Annotated in this window: 18 protein-coding genes and 1 tRNA gene; 11 read left to right on the forward strand and 8 right to left on the reverse strand. The window is 34.5% G+C overall.

What is annotated here, in order from left to right:
• Positions 1–414: 414 nt before the first annotated feature.
• Together EKM64_RS06215 and EKM64_RS06220 are read right to left on the reverse strand one after the other, a co-directional pair.
• On the reverse strand, positions 415–2286 hold the full coding sequence (locus tag EKM64_RS06215; RefSeq protein WP_125676696.1) for an ABC transporter ATP-binding protein: 1872 nt from the start codon (positions 2284–2286) through the stop codon (positions 415–417).
• A complete protein-coding gene (locus tag EKM64_RS06220; protein WP_125676698.1) occupies positions 2286–4007 on the reverse strand; it encodes an ABC transporter ATP-binding protein in 1722 nt (573 codons plus the stop codon). Before EKM64_RS06220 ends, EKM64_RS06215 begins: the two co-directional genes overlap by 1 nt.
• Positions 4008–4096: 89 nt before the next feature.
• On the opposite strand from EKM64_RS06220, the gene EKM64_RS06225 reads away from it, so the two are divergent.
• The 4 genes from EKM64_RS06225 (at position 4097) to EKM64_RS06240 (ending at position 7091) form a co-directional block, all read left to right on the forward strand.
• On the forward strand, positions 4097–4780 hold the full coding sequence (locus EKM64_RS06225) for a CPBP family intramembrane glutamic endopeptidase (protein WP_225420966.1): 684 nt from the start codon (positions 4097–4099) through the stop codon (positions 4778–4780).
• Entirely contained in the window at positions 4780–4986 is a 207-nt protein-coding gene (locus tag EKM64_RS06230) for a hypothetical protein (RefSeq protein WP_125676700.1), read from the forward strand. The genes EKM64_RS06225 and EKM64_RS06230 overlap by 1 nt, the downstream gene beginning before the upstream one ends.
• Before the next feature lie 308 nt (positions 4987–5294).
• Entirely contained in the window at positions 5295–5855 is a 561-nt protein-coding gene (locus EKM64_RS06235; protein ID WP_125676702.1) for a DUF5067 domain-containing protein, read from the forward strand.
• 81 nt (positions 5856–5936) lie between these two features.
• Positions 5937–7091 (forward strand): tyrosine-type recombinase/integrase, encoded by a 1155-nt coding sequence (locus EKM64_RS06240; protein ID WP_125676705.1) that lies wholly within the window; start codon positions 5937–5939, stop codon positions 7089–7091.
• 149 nt (positions 7092–7240) lie between these two features.
• Here EKM64_RS06240 and EKM64_RS06245 read toward each other — a convergent pair.
• A tRNA-Glu gene (locus EKM64_RS06245) sits at positions 7241–7313 on the reverse strand.
• A 173-nt stretch (positions 7314–7486) separates the two neighbouring features.
• On the opposite strand from EKM64_RS06245, the gene EKM64_RS06250 reads away from it, so the two are divergent.
• Together EKM64_RS06250 and EKM64_RS06255 are read left to right on the forward strand one after the other, a co-directional pair.
• Positions 7487–8284 (forward strand): DUF5067 domain-containing protein, encoded by a 798-nt coding sequence (locus EKM64_RS06250; protein ID WP_125676707.1) that lies wholly within the window; start codon positions 7487–7489, stop codon positions 8282–8284.
• 2 nt (positions 8285–8286) lie between these two features.
• The gene (locus EKM64_RS06255) at positions 8287–8916 is read left to right on the forward strand and encodes an Ltp family lipoprotein (RefSeq protein WP_225420967.1); all 630 of its coding nucleotides are present in this window, start codon (positions 8287–8289) and stop codon (positions 8914–8916) included.
• 35 nt (positions 8917–8951) lie between these two features.
• On the opposite strand, the gene EKM64_RS11640 is transcribed toward EKM64_RS06255, so the two are convergent.
• The 3 genes from EKM64_RS11640 to EKM64_RS06265 all read right to left on the reverse strand — a co-directional run bounded on the left by EKM64_RS11640 (position 8952) and on the right by EKM64_RS06265 (position 11131).
• Positions 8952–9080: a hypothetical protein gene (locus tag EKM64_RS11640; RefSeq protein WP_263852830.1), complete on the reverse strand. Its 129-nt coding sequence runs from the start codon at positions 9078–9080 to the stop codon at positions 8952–8954.
• An 84-nt stretch (positions 9081–9164) separates the two neighbouring features.
• Complete coding sequence (locus EKM64_RS06260; protein ID WP_125676711.1) at positions 9165–9989, reverse strand: aldo/keto reductase; 825 nt, start codon at positions 9987–9989, stop codon at positions 9165–9167.
• Positions 9990–10051: 62 nt separating this feature from the next.
• Positions 10052–11131: a serine hydrolase domain-containing protein gene (locus EKM64_RS06265; protein ID WP_225420968.1), complete on the reverse strand. Its 1080-nt coding sequence runs from the start codon at positions 11129–11131 to the stop codon at positions 10052–10054.
• A gap of 168 nt (positions 11132–11299) precedes the next feature.
• On the opposite strand from EKM64_RS06265, the gene EKM64_RS06270 reads away from it, so the two are divergent.
• The 4 genes from EKM64_RS06270 (at position 11300) to glyA (ending at position 14937) form a co-directional block, all read left to right on the forward strand.
• Entirely contained in the window at positions 11300–11848 is a 549-nt protein-coding gene (locus tag EKM64_RS06270; RefSeq protein WP_125676714.1) for a LemA family protein, read from the forward strand.
• A gap of 12 nt (positions 11849–11860) precedes the next feature.
• The gene (gene htpX / locus EKM64_RS06275) at positions 11861–12778 is read left to right on the forward strand and encodes a zinc metalloprotease HtpX (RefSeq protein WP_125676716.1); all 918 of its coding nucleotides are present in this window, start codon (positions 11861–11863) and stop codon (positions 12776–12778) included.
• 107 nt (positions 12779–12885) lie between these two features.
• Positions 12886–13695 (forward strand): DNA/RNA non-specific endonuclease, encoded by an 810-nt coding sequence (locus EKM64_RS06280; RefSeq protein ID WP_125676718.1) that lies wholly within the window; start codon positions 12886–12888, stop codon positions 13693–13695.
• A gap of 12 nt (positions 13696–13707) precedes the next feature.
• Entirely contained in the window at positions 13708–14937 is a 1230-nt protein-coding gene (gene glyA / locus EKM64_RS06285; protein WP_125676721.1) for a serine hydroxymethyltransferase, read from the forward strand.
• 237 nt (positions 14938–15174) lie between these two features.
• On the opposite strand, the gene EKM64_RS11530 is transcribed toward glyA, so the two are convergent.
• Complete coding sequence (locus EKM64_RS11530) at positions 15175–15417, reverse strand: hypothetical protein (RefSeq protein ID WP_225420969.1); 243 nt, start codon at positions 15415–15417, stop codon at positions 15175–15177.
• A 693-nt stretch (positions 15418–16110) separates the two neighbouring features.
• On the opposite strand from EKM64_RS11530, the gene EKM64_RS11535 reads away from it, so the two are divergent.
• On the forward strand, positions 16111–16311 hold the full coding sequence (locus tag EKM64_RS11535; RefSeq protein ID WP_125676723.1) for a hypothetical protein: 201 nt from the start codon (positions 16111–16113) through the stop codon (positions 16309–16311).
• Between the two features lie 352 nt (positions 16312–16663).
• Here the strand turns inward: EKM64_RS11535 and EKM64_RS06295 are convergent, their stop codons facing one another.
• On the reverse strand, positions 16664–17446 hold the full coding sequence (locus EKM64_RS06295) for a DUF4931 domain-containing protein (RefSeq protein WP_125676725.1): 783 nt from the start codon (positions 17444–17446) through the stop codon (positions 16664–16666).
• Positions 17447–17932: the final 486 nt, after the last annotated feature.

Consider the following 17932-nt stretch of genomic DNA (forward strand, 5'->3'; position numbering starts at 1 on the left):
CAACCGTATTGAGTGAATGTTGGAACTTGAGAAATATTTCTTAATAAATAAGTTAAATAATCTGATGGTTGATTATATTTGCCCTGACAGATTCAATTAAATTCATCTGAATTACATTGGTTTTGATACCAGTTTGTCTGGTACAAAATAGTCAATTCCTCCCACCCAAAGCTAAACTCTTCATGTTTATTTCTGATGCATTATCATCCCAGTCCATGCAATGTTATGCATGGACTTCAAATAACTTACTTTGTATGTGGATCAATTATCATTATTTACTTATTTTATATGCGAAAAAATCAAATCAAAATTTTAATTATAAGATCTAAAAAAATTAAAGTTAGCACCCAAATGGACAATAAAAAAGAAGTTGAAATGACCAAAATATTAGTCATTTTAACTTCTTTTATTTTTTTACATTTCAACATTTCCAGCAAACTGTGAATTATATAAATCAGCATAAAATCCATTCTTAGCCATTAATTCATCATGATTACCAGTTTCAATAATGGAACCTTCATTCATAACAATTATCTTATCAGCGTTTTGAATAGTTGATAATCTATGAGCAACTACAAAGCTTGTACGATTTTTCAATAGTCGCTCCATAGCATGTTGGATATGAATTTCAGTTCTTGTATCCACTGAAGATGTGGCTTCATCAAGAATCAAAATCTCAGGGTCAGCTACGAAAGCACGTGCAATAGTAATCAACTGACGTTGTCCTTGAGAAATGTTTGAAGCCTCTTCATTTAGAACCGTATCATAACCATCTGGTAATTGACGCACAAAGTTATCAACATGGGCCGCTTTAGCAGCCGTAATGATTTCTTCTTTAGTCGCGTTCTCACGACTATATTTAAGGTTATCGTAGATGGTTCCCGTGAATAGCCAAGTATCTTGAAGTACCATTGCATAATGACTTCTGACTTCTTCACGAGTCATATTACGAATATCTTTACCACCTAATTTGATAGATCCACCTTTAACTTCATAGAAACGCTCTAATAAATTGATAATAGTCGTCTTACCAGCACCGGTTGGTCCAACAATAGCAACCATTGCACCCGGTTTAACTTGTAAATTGTAATCCTCAAGTAAGATAGGTTTATCATCGTAACCAAATTTAACATGATCCAAAGTTACTTTATCTTCAGTTTGAACATCTGGAACATCGACTTTATCATTTTTCATTTCCGGCTCGTCAATGATTTCAAAAATACGTTCAGCAGAAGCAATGGTTGCTTGAATTGTATTAGTTAGGTTAGCCAATTGTGCAATTGGTTGTGAGAATTGATTCATATATTGTAAGAAAGCCTGAATGTCACCAATTGGCAACTTACCATTAGCAACCTGAATGCCACCATACATGGCAACGAAAACATAGCCTAAATTATTCAAGAATGTCATCATTGGCATAACTAAACCTGAAATAAATTGTGCCTTCCAAGATGCCTTGTATAGTTTTTCATTTTCTTTCTCAAATACATCAATTGATTCTTGTTCATGAGTAAAACTTTTAACGACGACATGTCCAGAATAGTTTTCTTCAACCTGATTATTCAATAGTCCCAATGACTTTTGTTGTCGTTTGAAAAACTTCTGTGACTGTGGAGCAATTAATCCAACAACAATCAAACTAACTGGAATAGTTGCTAAAGCAATCAATGTAAGTTGCCAACTAATCGTAAACATCATCCACAAGACACCGATAAAGGTTACAGTACTGGTTACTAGTTGTGTAACACTTTGCTGCAGGGTACCAGCGATATTATCCATATCATTAATCGCACGTGACATAATGTCACCATTCGAATGTGAATCATAATAATTAATTGGCAAACGTTCCATCTTAGATTTCAAATCACGTCTCAATTTGAAAACCGTTCGTTGAGAAATACGCGTCATAACAAATTGTTGTAAAAAGCTGAACAGTGCTGAAGCTAGGTACATCAACAATACAATCAGAATAATATGTTCTATCTTAGTAAAATTGATTGGAAATTTGCTAACCTGTATGCCAGCCTTTTGCTGAGCAACACCTGTCATGAAACCCTTATAAATTTCAGTAGTCGCCTCACCTAAGATTTTAGGTGTTTTGATTTGAAAAACAGCTGATGCAATTGCTAGAGCCATAACTGTAATAAGTCCGATAGCATATGAGGACATATATTTAGCTAGTCTTCCAGTCGTCTTCCAAAAATTCTTTGGTTTTACCTTTACTGCAGGACCATGATTACCTGGACCATGTCCACCGGAGGTTGTTTGGGGTTGTTCTTTAGCCATTACTTAACCTCCCTTAACTGAGAATCAATAATCTCTTTGTATGTTTCATTATTTTCTCTTAATTCCTCATGAGTTCCTAATCCAACCATTTTACCATCATCAAGAACGACGATTTGATCAGCATCAGCAACTGTTGAAATTCTTTGACCAACAATGACAACGACACTCTTTTGAATACGTTTATCATTTTTCAAAGCTGTTCTCAAATTCAAATCAGTCTTGAAATCAAGTGCTGAGAACGAATCATCAAAGATATAAATTGACGACTCTTTAACCAAAGCACGAGCAATTGCCAACCGTTGACGTTGACCACCAGAGAAATTTTCTCCACCTTGTTCTACTTTAGCATCCAGTTGTCCATCTAGTTCCTTAACAAATTGTGCTGCTTGAGCAATTTCCAAGGCATTCCAAATTTCATCATCCGTAGCATCTTTCTTACCATAGATCATATTATCACGAATATTACCTCTGAAAAGAATCGCCTTTTGAGGAACCATTGAAACATGCTGATTGATATCTTCATTGCTCAAAGCTTTGACATCGGTTCCATTAAGACTTACGACACCAGTTTCGGCATCAAAAAATCTTGGGATCATATTGATCAAAGTACTTTTACCCGAACCTGTACCACCAATAATAGCCAAAGTTTGACCAGCTTCAATCGAGAAATTTAAATTTGATAGTGCCAAGTTTTCAGCTCCATGATATCTAAAGTTAACATCACTGAAACTCAATGCGGGATCACCCTTTACCTTGATAGGCTTGTCGATTGTATCAATCTGACTTTCAGCAACAAATACCTCTTGAATACGAGCTGCTGAAGCTGAAGCACGTGGTACGAAGACAAACACTAAGGAAAGAATCATGAAACTCATTAGAATTTGCATTGCATATGTCATAAATGCAATTAAATTACCGACTTGCATAGACTGGTCAGCAATATATTGTGCACCTAACCAAGTAATACCAATATTAGTTCCGCTCATTACTAAAGTAACAATCGGGAACATTAGAGCCACAATAGTAAATACTTTAACAGCGTTGTTTGTGTAGTCGGCATTAGCGTCTTTAAAACGATCTTGTTCAAATTTATCTTGTCTGAAGGCTCTGATAACACGAACTCCAGTTAGTCCTTCACGAAAAATAAGGTTCAAACGATCAGTTTTTTTCTGCATAGCCTTAAACAATGGCACAGCAAAATACATGACTAATCCAATTAAAACGATTAAAACAGGTATTGAGATCAAAAAGATCTTAGTCATCGCTGCATTTTTTTGGTAAGCCATAAAACTGGCCCCAATCAACATGATCGGTGCCATGATCATCATTCTCAACATCATGATCATAACGTTTTGAATTTGAATAACATCATTTGTCGTTCTAGTAGTTAATGATGAAGTGTCGAATTTGTCGAATTCATCATTTGTAAAGTATAATATCTTTTTAAATAGGTCCGATCTTAACTTTCGACCCAATCCTTGCGAAGCTTGAGAAGCCATTAAAACATTTCCCAAAGCAGCAATAATTGCGATGAAAGAAACAACTACCATCCGTAAGCCTGCATGCATGATATAGTTAGTATCACCAGTTGATATACCGTTGTTCACAATATCAGATGTAATATTTGGCAGGTACAATGTTGCAATAACTTGGACCGTCATAAATAACAGTGCCCCAAGAACTTGCCAGAGATTGATTCTCCCTCGAGCAATTTTAAACATATATTCACTCCCTTTAAAAAACTCATTATAGTATTAAAGCACTTATTCGCAAAAAATTCTAATTTTTATTAAAAAAGGTGGAACTTCTATTGAAAACGAATAGCAATAAAAACAACTTCAACCCCTTGATAGGCTTCTTCCATGTCATGGCCTTTTTGGGATTGTTCTTGCTTGAACAAATACCATTAGGATTACTAACATTGACAAAAAAAGAACTCGGTCATAATTATGCTTCATATTTAAAAATAGTGCCAATTATAACTATTATACTGCTAGTTGTCGTCGCTTTCATTATTTGGAGAGTATTTAAAAAAGCCCAACTGTTCAAAACCATACCATTTAAGAAATCAACTTGGATCATTGTGGGATTCGCCACTATACTTACCTTTGCTATTAATGCTGTGACAGTCCCTTTGATGAATAAAACTAATTCAAACGTTGATGCATTACAACTAGTCGCACAAAATAATATTGTAATTCTAATTCTTTTTACTATTATAGTGGCACCTATTCTTGAAGAAATCCTCTTCAGAGGTATCTTCATGAACTGGTTCTTCCCTAATACACCAATAGTTTCCGTGTTACTCAGTGGCCTATTTTTTGGATACGCACATGCTCCCTTCAGTACTCATATTGATTGGGTCTACTTCCTATCCAAAGTTCTACTAGGAATAGTATTGGCAGCTGTCTATGCTCGTACTAAAAACATTAAGGCCGATATTACAGTTCATTTCCTCAATAATTTTCTAGCTATTGTCATAGGCGCCTTATAATGAGAAATAACGAAAAAAAAGAATTGAATCGGTCCTTTCAAAATATTCTAAGACAGTTTGCCATGTTCAGTGTAATGTCGATACTTTTGCTAGCCACTTCCAAAATCACAGGTTGGATAATTATGGAATTTGCTGGATTTGCGGGAGTCGCCTACTCGACTGTTTTATTTTTTATACTGATCTATTTAGCAATCATTAAACGTTAAAGCCTTCTTAGTGAAGGTTTTTTATTTTGTAACCCCAATGTCTAACCAAATTTCCTTTTTCATCAGATAGTCCTCCAAATTTAGTGGTGACTTAAAGATAATAGATTTTGAGATGGATTTGGTAGTAATGACCCTAGTATGTTGTAAACGATTAATAATCATTAAACCGGTTTATTTGATATAATTAGAAAAGATTATTGAATTAAATAATTTAACTCTATATATTGGAAACTTAAGAAACTAATTTAAATCATTCGTCCAAACACTGATGACTAAAAAAGCTGATTAATATATTAGGGGATTTTCAAATGAAAACCAAAGGTTTAGTTTTATCGGGATTAACTATTCTTTTAGCTTCCATTCTTGCTGGATGTTCAAGAGGTAACGACTCATCTAGTAAAAAATCTAAGGATGATAACACAAAAATCGTTAAAGTAGAAAAAAGGAAATCTGACAAATACTACTTTAAAAATAATAAACTTGTGATTAGAGACATAGATATCGAAATAACTAAAACCAAAGTAATACCCGTTGGCGAAGTCGGTAATGAATACGGTGATAAGCCTATCATTGCATTCTGGTACAAAGTTACGAATAAGACTACTAAAGAAATAGATGCCAACACGGCTTGGATTGCCGTATTTAATGCCGTTCAAAATAATAATAAAAATACAGTTAATAAATTAGACGTTGCCGCATTACCTGATGAAAAATATCTAGATTCTCAAACTCAAACAATAAAGAAAAATGGAATTGTTGAAAATGCCGTTGCATATAACTTGGATGACACAACGACACCTGTTAAATTAACCGCTACTAAGGGTGTTGGTGGAAAGAATATTGGCACTATGACATTTAAACTTCAATAAATACTAAAACTAAAATAATTTAAATGAGTCTAACCTAGGCTTATTTATTTTTCTCAAAATTTAATGAATTAGGAGGAGAAAATGGAAATCTATAAGCGGTATCAAAAAAAAGAGCCGAAAAAATTTAGCTGGACATATCGAATCAGATATTATGATGAAAATGGTAAAAAGAAGCCTATCTCTAAATCTGGATTTAAGACTTCAAAAGAAGCACGCATAGCCGGCGGAATTATTGAATTGAAATATAATCAATCCGGTATATCTGAAAAAGAAAACATAACGTTTCATGACTATGCTCAATCATGGATTGATACTTATAAGAAAGATCATATTTCTGAACACAGCTACTATATATACTCATTAATCCCCACTGAAATAAAGAATTGCTTTCATGAGACCAAATTAAAAGATATTACCAAAGCAGACTATCAAAATATGATTACCGCATATGGTAAAAATCATGTTCGTGAAAGCGTATCAAAAATGAATAGTCGAATAAAGGCTATTGTCCAAGAAGCCGTTGATGAAAGAATTGTATACACTAATTTTACTCATAATATTTCTATTGCATCTAAAGTTGCCAGCAAAGATGCTGGATTAAAATACATTGATGAGATTGAAGCCAAAAAGTTAAAAACTCTTTGCTTGCAATCTTTAGACATGAATTCAATAGGTAACTACGAAATAGTATTCGGATTGCTAACAGGATGCCGTATAGGAGAAGTTTCTGGTCTAACGTGGAATAATGTACACTTTAAAAATAAAACCGTCTCAATCGTTAATGGCTATGATTACAATGGAAATAACGGATTTAAAGATACTAAAACCGAATCCTCAAATAGAACTATAAGAATTTCTGACGAACTACTTAGTATACTTAAAAAATTAAAAAAGCAGCAGCGTGAATTGTTCTTAAAACAAGGCTACCGAGATATAGATAATTTAGTATTCAGAAATGGAAATCATCAAATTATTTCCGATAATGCAGTAAACAAAAGTCTAACTACAAAATTAAGGGATAAAGTAAAATCCAAAAATATAATTACATTTCATGGATTACGTCACACTCACGCATCGATATTAATCTCTCATGGTGTTGATATTGCTTATGTATCTCAAAGACTTGGTCATAAAAATGTTGCAATTACTTTAAATATTTATTCTCACCTACTCCAAAAAGCAAAATCACAGCAGGAAGAAAAAGCCATGGAAATACTTCAAAGCGAACTTAACTAAATCAAATTTGTGGGACATTTGTGGGACATTTGTGGGACAAAAGTTTATTTCGAGTGAATTCGAGTGAATCCTTAGAAAACAAAAATGCCGTAAACACAAGGTTTACAGCACTTTTATAAAATTAAAATTTATCAGAATTTGGTACAAAATCACCCGTATGGGAATCGAACCCATAACTCCACCTTGAGAGGGTGGCGTCTTAAACCATTTGACCAACGGGCAATTAAACAACAGTTAACATTTTAACTTGAAATAACTAGCTATGTCAATATTGTTTGAACAATTATTTTTTTATTCGAAGATTTTTCCTAAACGCTTTCAACCAAACAATAAGTCTTATACTATATAGGAAAGATACAGTTTCCATTTGGGATTAATTCACGGGGGTGAAATTATTGAACGATAACCATAATATGACTCGGGGAGAGTTTCACAATGATCGTAAGAAAAAGCGAAAACGTGGCCCTATCCTGCCACCGAAGGGATCTAAATCAATCCTCCGAAAATGGTGGTTCTGGACTTTGATTGGATTAATTGTGGTTGGTCTATCTGGTACGGGAATAAATGCTGCGGCAAAGGCCAAAAATCAGACTGATAACACTACCAAAACCAACAAGGTTTCCAAAAAAAAATCTGCTAAGAAAACTGTTAAGCCTAAGAAGAAAATAACTAATAAGAAAAAATCTACTGTACCTGAAATTGCTAAAGATGAAACTCAAAATAACAGCCAGGCGGGAAATTCCGATGCAAACAATAATTCCGACCAAAATAGTGACTCACAATATTATTTCAAAGATAACAAAGCTGTGATCCATGATATTGATATTGAAATAACTCAAACTAAAGTCATTCAAGCTGGAAATACTGGTAATGAGCATGGTGACAAACCTATTTTTGCCATTTGGTATAAAACTACCAATAAAACTGACAAAGATATCAATCCCACTACCGCCTGGGTAGCCATTTTCAAGGCTACACAAAAGAGCAACAGTGGCGATGAAAAAGATCTCGAAGTAGCAGCACAACCGGACAGTAAATTTGTCGACACGCAATTAAACACGATCAATCAGGGAGATACTGTTGAAAGCGCCGTGGCCTATGCACTTGATGACATATCTAAACCGGTAAGATTAATTGCTACCAAGGGTGTTAATGGGGATACTATCGGATCACAAGAATATCCACTTAAATAAATATGAAATCAGGGAATGTTATGAATAGGAGTAAGAAACACAAACATAAATCACCAGCAATTTGCAAGGATTGGGTCTTTTGGCTAATTATATCTTTATTTTTAATAATTGGATTTTCTGTTAGTGCTAGCGGTCAGCCGTCCACAAGCAAAGTCACTAAAGATGCTACTTCAAAAGTAACAAAGAAATCTAAACCTAAAATAAAATCTGAAGACAAAGATGACTCAGAAGATGTTTCATCTTACGACAATACTGAAGATGACAATAACGATTCATCAACTGAATCAGAGCCACAAGAACCTGCTGAACCCGCTCAACCTGAAGTACCTACTGATTACCAATCTGCACTCAATAAAGCTAACGAATACTCAGAAATGATGCATATGTCTAAAAATGGTATCTATGATCAGTTGACCTCTGTAGATGGGGAGCAATTCTCTGCCCCTGCTGCACAGTATGCCATGGATAATATTCAAGTCGATTGGAATAATAATGCTCTTCAAATGGCCAAACAATATCAAGAAACAATGTCTATGTCTCCAGAAGAAATCCGCGATCAGCTTTCATCAGATGATGGTGAAAAATTTACACCTGAAGAAGCTGACTATGCAATTCAACATTTAAATGACTAAAAAAGTCCACGAAAATTGAATTCGTGGACTTTTATTTATTTCTTATTTAAAATTTTTCTAACAGCTTCTTCAATTGATTTGCCGTGTGCAGAAACATTTTTGTTGTTTTTATCAACAACGGTAAACAAATGATGCTTTTTGTCCATAGTTACACAATATCTCATATGCCTACCTCCTTTGATTTAGTACCAAAGTTTATAGGCATATCCTTCAAATGTCAATAAAAAAGACGCCACATTGGGCATCTTCTAAAATTCTTCATATTCTGCTGGATCTTGATCACGTACTCGACCATCCGTTTTAGTTAATAAGCTAATTTGACTCATATCAGTATCAGAAATCTTGAAATCAAAAATATTAAGATTTTCCTTTTGACGTGATGTCTTAGATGATTTAGGAATTGGAATAGTTTTCAATTGATATTCCCATCTTAAAATAATTTGTCCGACTGACTTGTTATATTTAACGGCCAATTCATTTAAAGTTGGATCAGACATAACTGAACTTCCACGTCCCAAGGGACTCCAGTCCATAGTGATGATGCCATTATCAGCATCATACTTTCGCATTTTGGCCTCATTAAAGAAAGGATGTAACTCAATTTGATTGATAGCTGGTAAAACTCCAGTATCTCTTTGAAGTTTTTCTAAATATTCTGGTAAGAAATTGCAAACACCGATCGACTTAACTAATCCGAATTTTTGTGCATCGATCAATGCTCTCCATGCTTCTGGATACATTCCCTTTTTAGGATTTGGCCAATGTAATAAGTACAAGTCAAAGTAGTCTAAATGTGATCGGTATAATGACTCCTGAAGTGCAGAAATAGCATCGTCATATTGATAATAACGTCCGGGTAATTTTGAGGTTACAAACAAGTCAGATCTCTTAACAAAGCTCTCAGCAATTGCTCGTCCAACTGTACCTTCATTTTCATAATTATAAGCTGTATCAAGCATTCTATAACCATTATTAATGGCGGAAACAATACTTTGTACTCCTGTATGGCCCTTTAGCTTATAAGTACCAAAACCAATTTCAGGAATTTCTCTTCCATCATTTAATTTATACATAGTGACTCCTCCTTACTTATAAGCTACACCAAATAGTTTTATTAAAAAAGAAATTTTCCATATTAATCATTAACCATATCAAAAACCTGCTTAGCGACTGGTTTTAAATCATCACTAATACGAGAATAGTTGCTCAGTACAACGACACCATTCTGTCCATCACTTGATAGATGTACTATACCTTGGAAACCGTAACCCCAGCCGTCTGCATAGTGGTCATTATATTTATTATAAAAGCCTCCACCATAATCACTTACGCTGGCTGGAATAAATAATTCTGCACGTGAGGCTTTTGTTAACATATCGCCTGCTAAAATATAATTCTCTACTTTGTATAGGTCATGTGCACTCATAAACATCTGACCAGTTCCGAGTTCATCAAAGGTTTCAAATCTTGTAATACCAAATAAATGACTATATGAGGAAGCTCCAGAAATCGGATCAATATTTGTATAACCAGTTGCTTTATTTCCCGACTTTAACTTATGTGAATAAGCAAATTCGGTATGCTTAAGATCCAATTTCTTAATGTAATATTCGTAAAACAAATGACGATAGCTACGACCGGTTACCTTTTCCAAAATACCACTTAGTAAATTGAAATTGATCGGTGAATAATACCAATTGTTATACAATGCATGACTAAATTTAATTCTCTTAATGTCACTTTGAATAATCGCCTGATCAGATAAAGTTTTTTGCGGACCAACACTACCTGGTAAAATCAAACCAGATTTCATATCAAGCATCTGTCTGATAGTTATCCTTTTACTACCAGGCACTGACGGATAGAACTTGCTAAGTTTGTCATCTAATGACAATTTGCCAAGTTCTATCTGTTTCATCAGTAATGCAGCGGTCATTGATTTTTGAATCGAATCGACTTCATAACTGGTATCCAAATTATTCTTATGCTTTTCTCCGTAATCAGAATAACCCTTACTCGTTGAATAAAGAACATGTCCGTTCCGGACCACTAATACTGTTCCCGAAAAATTTTTCTGAGACAATAGGTGATCTACCTGTTTATCAAATGAATCAGTATTGACCACATCGGCCTTAACTGTGTCTGCCTCAACGTTAGTCGTACCAAAAACATTTCCAAATAATATCGTTAAAAGAACTAAAATTATCTTCTTCATGACTATTTCCTCTTTATGAGAGCAATCAATATATTTATAAAACCCATTATAATTACTATTTTTCTAAAGTAATAATTATAAGCTCTTTTCAGTAAAAAATCCTACTAGTAACCGTTCTATAATGGATATGGTAAAATGTAAAGTAATCTATATAAGAAGGAGAAACCTATGACTACAATAATAATTGTCGTTATCGTGGCTGTTATCGTGATTGCATACGCTGGACTGTATAATGGTTTAGTTAAGTTCCGTAACCGTGCTCGCGAATTCAGCTCACAGATCGATGTTCAATTGAAACGTCGTACCGATTTGATCCCTAACTTGGTTGAAACTGTTAAGGGATATGCTACTCATGAAAAGGAAACTCTTTCAAAAGTAGTTGAGTTAAGAAATAATGTTACAAATGCCGACTCACTTCAGGACAAAGTTGATGCTGATACTGCTTTGACTGGTGCATTAAGACAAGTCTTTGCCCTTGCAGAAAACTATCCTGATCTTAAGGCTAACCAAGAATTCTCTAAATTAATGGAAGAACTTTCTAACACCGAAAATAAAGTTGCCTATGCCCGTCAAGCATACAACAGTCAAGTTCAGTCATATGACACTGCTATCCAAACATTCCCAAGAAATATCATAGCTAAGATTCATGGATTTAAGGAAATGGACTTCTTACAAATTCCTGAAGCGGAAAAAGAAGCTCCAAAAGTTAAGTTTTAATAGGAGCACATTATGATATACCAGCAAATTGATCGTAATAAGCGTAAAACATATTTGATTTTTACCATTTTTTTCATAATATTAGCTGGTTTAGGTAGTTTTATTGGTGAATACTTTTTAGATAATCTCTGGAGCGGTGTAATAACCGCTCTTGTTATTGCACTGATCTATACACTGATCACTTATTTTCAATCAACAAGTATTGTGATGCAAATGAATGGTGCTAAAAAGCTCAAGTCTGAGGCGGATGCACCTGACCTCTGGCATATTGTTGAAGATCTTTCAATGGTGGCCGACATTCCTCTACCTGATATTTATATCATCAATGATAAAAGTCCTAATGCCTTTGCCACTGGTCGTGATCCTAAGCATGCTGCCGTTGCGGTAACATCTGGACTCTATGAAATGATGGATCGTGAAGAACTAGAAGGTGTTTTGGCACATGAAATATCTCACGTCAAAAATTATGATATTAGAGTGTCTACAATCTCATTAGCCCTCTCGTCCGCAATTATCTTTATCTGTTATTTGGTCGGTAACGCCTATCGCTGGGTCTTGCCATTTGGTGGTGGTGACGACGACCGTGATAATTCAAATTGGGTAGCTATCAGATTGGCACTCTGGGTCATTGGATTGATTTTCATGATCCTCGGACCTTTTATTGCCAGCTTAGTTCAACTAGCAATTTCTCGAAATCGTGAATATTTAGCGGATGTTTCTGGTGCTGAATTGACTCGTAATCCACAAGGATTGATCAACGCACTAGAAAAATTAAAAGCCAGCACTGAACCAATGAAAAAGGTCGACGATGCAAGTGCCGCTTTATATATAGATGATCCTATGAAAAAAAAGAAACACTTTTCAGGATTATTCGATACCCATCCTCCATTGGATGATAGAATTTCCGAACTTAAAAAGACATTTATGTAAAAGGATCTGCGTGGTCAGATCCTTTTTTAATTTCCAAAGTATCTGGCTAGATATGATAAAATGACTATTGAAGATTTTTAGTCTTTGAGTTGAGGGGATTGATTTATATGTATTCAGTATTATTAATTTTATTAGGGGTAATTGTTTTATTTACTACTTTTATGACAAAACCTAGAAAAAAGATCCATCGCACTTTAGTTTCAGCCAGTTTAGTTTTGATCCTGGCTGGTGGCTCAGGAGTTTATGAAACTTATCAGAACAACACTCCCAAAGCTGGAGATAACCCACGTCAAGAAGAAAAAACGACTGATTCGACATCAGCTGATTTAGCCAACTTGAATTATCAAAATGATCAAGAAATAACGGTCAATAATAATAAACCAAGTTTTTCAAAATCAGATCTGAGTATTCAAAATGGTGCATGGCAAAGTTTTGCCAATTTAGACAAACTGAATCGTGCCATTCAAGCTGATGCTCTTTTAAGTAAGCGTTTGATGCCGACTACCAAACGTGAACCATTATATGTAAATCCAACCGGATGGCATAACAAAAAGATTGCCACTGGTTGGCTCTATAATCGCTCTCATTTGATTGGTTACCAATTATCTGGACAAAATAACAATCCAAAAAATCTGATGACAGGAACAAGATCTTTGAATGCTCCTGAAATGTTAAAACATGAAGACGACATTGCTTACTATATTAAGCAAAATCCGAATAATTTTGTCAGATACCGAGTACAACCAATTTATCGTGGTGACGAATTAGTCGCTCGTGGAGTTCAAATGATGGCTGAATCACTCGATAGTCAGGGTAACAGTGACGGTCAAGTCTCGTTCAATGTCTATATCTTTAATGTTGAAAATGGAGTTACTATCGATTATTCCACTGGTACTAGTACCGTTAATAATAATTAAGGAGATGGTTAAATGAATTACAGTACAGGTGATAAAGAAATTTTTGATTTAATCAATAAAGAAGAGGATCGACAGGACAGAAATATTGAATTGATTGCCTCAGAAAATATTGTTTCTGACAATGTTCGTAAGGCTCAAGGATCCGTTTTAACTAACAAATATGCTGAAGGATATCCTGGACACCGTTATTATGGTGGCTGTGAATATATCGATCAAATTGAATCACTCGCTATTGATCGTGCCAAAAAACTTTTTAATGCCGAATATGTTAACGTTCAGCCACATTCTGGATCACAAGCTAATGCCGCTGCTTATCAGGCTGTATTAAAACCTGGTGATACTGTTTTAGGAATGGACTTAAACGCTGGTGGTCACCTAACACACGGATCCCGTGTTAATTTCTCCGGCAAAATGTACAATTTCCATTCATATGGCGTTAATGACAAAGGCTTTATAGATTATGACAACGTACAAAAAATTGCCACAGAGGTTCAACCAAAATTGATCGTAGCCGGTGCTTCTGCATACAGTCGTGTGATTGATTTCAAGAAGTTCCGTAAAATTGCTGACTCCGTTAATGCTTTACTTATGGTTGATATGGCACACATTGCGGGTCTAGTTGCCGTTGGCCTACATCCCACTCCAATTGGTGTAGCTGATATCGTTACTACAACTACACATAAAACACTTCGTGGACCTCGTGGTGGTATGATTTTAGCCAAACCAGAACTTGCTAAAAAGATTAATTCGGCCATCTTCCCTGGTACACAAGGTGGACCTTTGGAACACGTCATTGCTGCTAAAGCTGTAGCCTTTGGCGAAGACTTGCAACCTGAGTTTAAGGATTACATTGCTCAAGTTATTAAGAATGCTGCAGCCATGGCCGAAGTTATCAACGATTCAAAACACCTGTCAGTTTTAACAGGTGGTACTGATAATCATCTTCTAAATGTTGTTTTAACTAATACAGATTTGAATGGTATGGAAGTTCAAGACTTACTTGATTCGATTCATATCACAGCTAATAAAGAAGCAATTCCAAATGATCCGTTACCTCCAAAACTAACATCCGGTTTAAGATTAGGTACACCAGCCATCACATCACGTGGTTTTAATGAAGATGACTGCCGTGAAGTTGCCCATATTATTATTGAAGCAATCGAAAATCATGATAATACCGATAAACTTAAAGAATTGGACGAGCGTACAAAAACTTTGACAGCCAAGCATCCTGTTAAATAGTGGTTTACTAAGCCGACTCCGGTCATGAGTAGTTCCATTACTCCCCCGTCTATGTATAAAAATATATCCTCCTTAGTTGAAGTCAGATGAAAATGTGATCTGAACCCAACTAAGGAGGATTTTTATTTACAGACAACAGATATTTTATTAACCCATATCTTTTGATGAGTATCATTGAAGTCTTCTTTGGAGAAAGTTCTACTTAGCTAGATGGACGATTTGGGAAGTTATTTTCACCTATATTCCGTGTGTAACAATGTAGGAGTAAATTACCGAATCAGTTAGTCCATCACACATCATTTTAAAAATAATATTCAAATAGTCATTCCTAATAGATCTACGCTTTTTATAATTTCTTGGGGTGTTCAACTTTTGAATTTCTAGAGCAGAAATTTTCATATACTTTTTAACAGTAACTTTACTTAGATCAAAATCCGTAGCTGCTTTTGCGATGGTATTTGATCTAAGTTTATAATTCAACTGGATGTATTTAATGTATTTAATGTTTTTTTGTTTTTCATTTCTCCTAATTGCTTGAGCCTTATATTGTTTTATGTTGTGAAGACCTTTTTAGATTTAGTTTTTTTTATGCTCTTTTTCACGTGGTACTTCCCAACTGCCAGCAAAACATAGCAAAACCGAACGCAAAGTAACTCAAATTGGTTACAGGTGACATTGTTTAGATAATCAGTCATCAGTAAGTCCTCTTTTTCAAGGATTTTACCTGAAATTCAAGTGTCTTTCAAAGACATTAAACAGCTTTTTAGACTGTCAGTGAAATTTTCAGGGATTGTTCGGGTTCAACTTGTATTTCCAAAACGTCAATATAAAAGGGCTTTCATAAAAATGAATGAGATGTTATGCTGTTCTTAAGATTTAAATGGATGTTGAATTATTCCTAGACTTCTTCCTACCAGAGATAGACGCACAGTTGCCGGGATTTTACGGAATCTGCATGTCCCATCCACACACTCGGTAGGGTATCCTTAATTTCGTAAGTAATTCAGTGTTTAGTCTCAGTTAGCTTCGACAGAGCTTCTGGCAATGACTATGCACCTAATTGTCTCAAGAATCCGATAAAGCTACGATTAGAAGGAAACAAAAAGCTACCTAAAAATTATACATCCACAATAAATCCTAGTTGAGCTTATTTAATGAAGGAAGTGACATCTGATGATGATGTATCCATATTTGAAATTAGGCCCTAGAGATGGAGTCTTGTTGATTTCAGTTTTTATTATGTTAGTTTTAACACTAATTTTTAAATGGTCGGTATGGGAATTTTTACTTTCTGTTGTTGCAGTCATAATTGCGTTCTTAGCAGGAAGCATGAAATCAAATAAGAAGAACGTGCTTACTTTCTTGAAAAAATAGTTTGAATTGGGACGGGATACCCTGAATTCTTATAGATCCCAGATCCATTTTTAATCATTAAAGTTTTAGGTACATTATTGAATGGTTGTAAGGAAATTAAAAACGACTAGACAATGCCTATTCTCACAACACAAAATGTCTGCATAAAAAATCATTAATATTCAAAGAATGATATTTGCCCATAACAAAACCACCTTTCATCATAAGCGTATACTCAATTATTAAAAATGTAAGAAAAAAGAAATAGAGTCATCATCAATTTGATTATTCAAGTTGATGGTGACTCTATTTCTTTATAACCAAACTTGAGAAAGAACCATATTTACTAGGATATGGCCTTTTTAGATCCATTTTAAAAGCCGGAGTTAAACCCAGCATTAAAATCAATTATTTCTTTCTCAACTTTTTGAATCTGTTCAAGATTGTCAACTTGCGGCATCTTATAACCCATCACAATCGGCGAAGTACTTGTTCTTGGAATCATTTTACAAATGATTTCATTATTAATGTGATAGAAAAACAGATTATAGCTATCGAATTTACCATTAAAAAATTTATGTAAAATATAATTTGTTAACATTCTTACTGAATTAGACATACTTTTAGCATCAGATATGTCTTTGATCCGTATATTAAATTCTAAGAAACTCAAAATAGGTTCCGTTGAAATATTCAGTTCAGCATTACCAATTTTTAAATAATCATGTCCAGCAAAATTATTAACATGAATATGAGAATAAGCATCTACATTATCTAATCCAATGATCTGCATATGTGGATGTAATAGACTTCCACCAGAATGTGGGCCAAAGTTCTTATACATAATTGTTGATTTGTACTTAGGATCTTCAATCATTTCATCGAAACATCTCAAAGCAAACTCCATGATCTCTTCACCATTTTTGGAACTGTAATTTGACCAATCACCATTATGATCAGACGATTCGATCAAAACAGTCTGCATCGTATCGGCCAAAACACGAAATTTATTCATCAACCAAATACGATCGCCCTCATATTTAAAAATATTCGTCAAAGATTTCACATCACAGAATGGACAGTAGTTATTCTCATGAACTATATTTTCAGGTTTCCCTTTCGCATTGCTGACGATAAATTTAATTTGCTCTTGCATTCCAAAACCCTCCTGTTAGATACAATTAAAGATTATAAGCTAACGATTTTATTTTGGAAAACAAATTATCTTATGTAGCCTTAATAACTCGAGCATGATTACCCACTACAACTAAATTATCATGTACATTTCTAGCGACGACTGATCTAGCACCTACTACCGAATTTTTCCGACCGTAATCAGAAGTAAATGATAGATTAATTTTATTACTAGAATAGATCTCACATCAAACGACTTCTGACAATATTTTAAAAACAGTTTCAATACCATTGAGAACGCCCATAATGTTGATATTGATCAATCTAAACCTGGTTTGGAATAAAGATCCACATCTTTAGAAATCTCCAGAGGCCTTTTTACAACAATTTCGTGAAAACTGGCAATTTTAGATTACAAAAAAAGCGATACCTGCAATGAACCCCAGTAATTGGAGTTGATTATGAAATTTTACGTCTAATCACTTAAATGTGATTAGGCGTTTTTTGA

Origin of the sequence: Companilactobacillus keshanensis (assembly GCF_003946205.1) — a bacterium.
In the GTDB taxonomy this organism is placed as follows: Bacteria; Bacillota; Bacilli; order Lactobacillales; family Lactobacillaceae; genus Companilactobacillus; species Companilactobacillus keshanensis.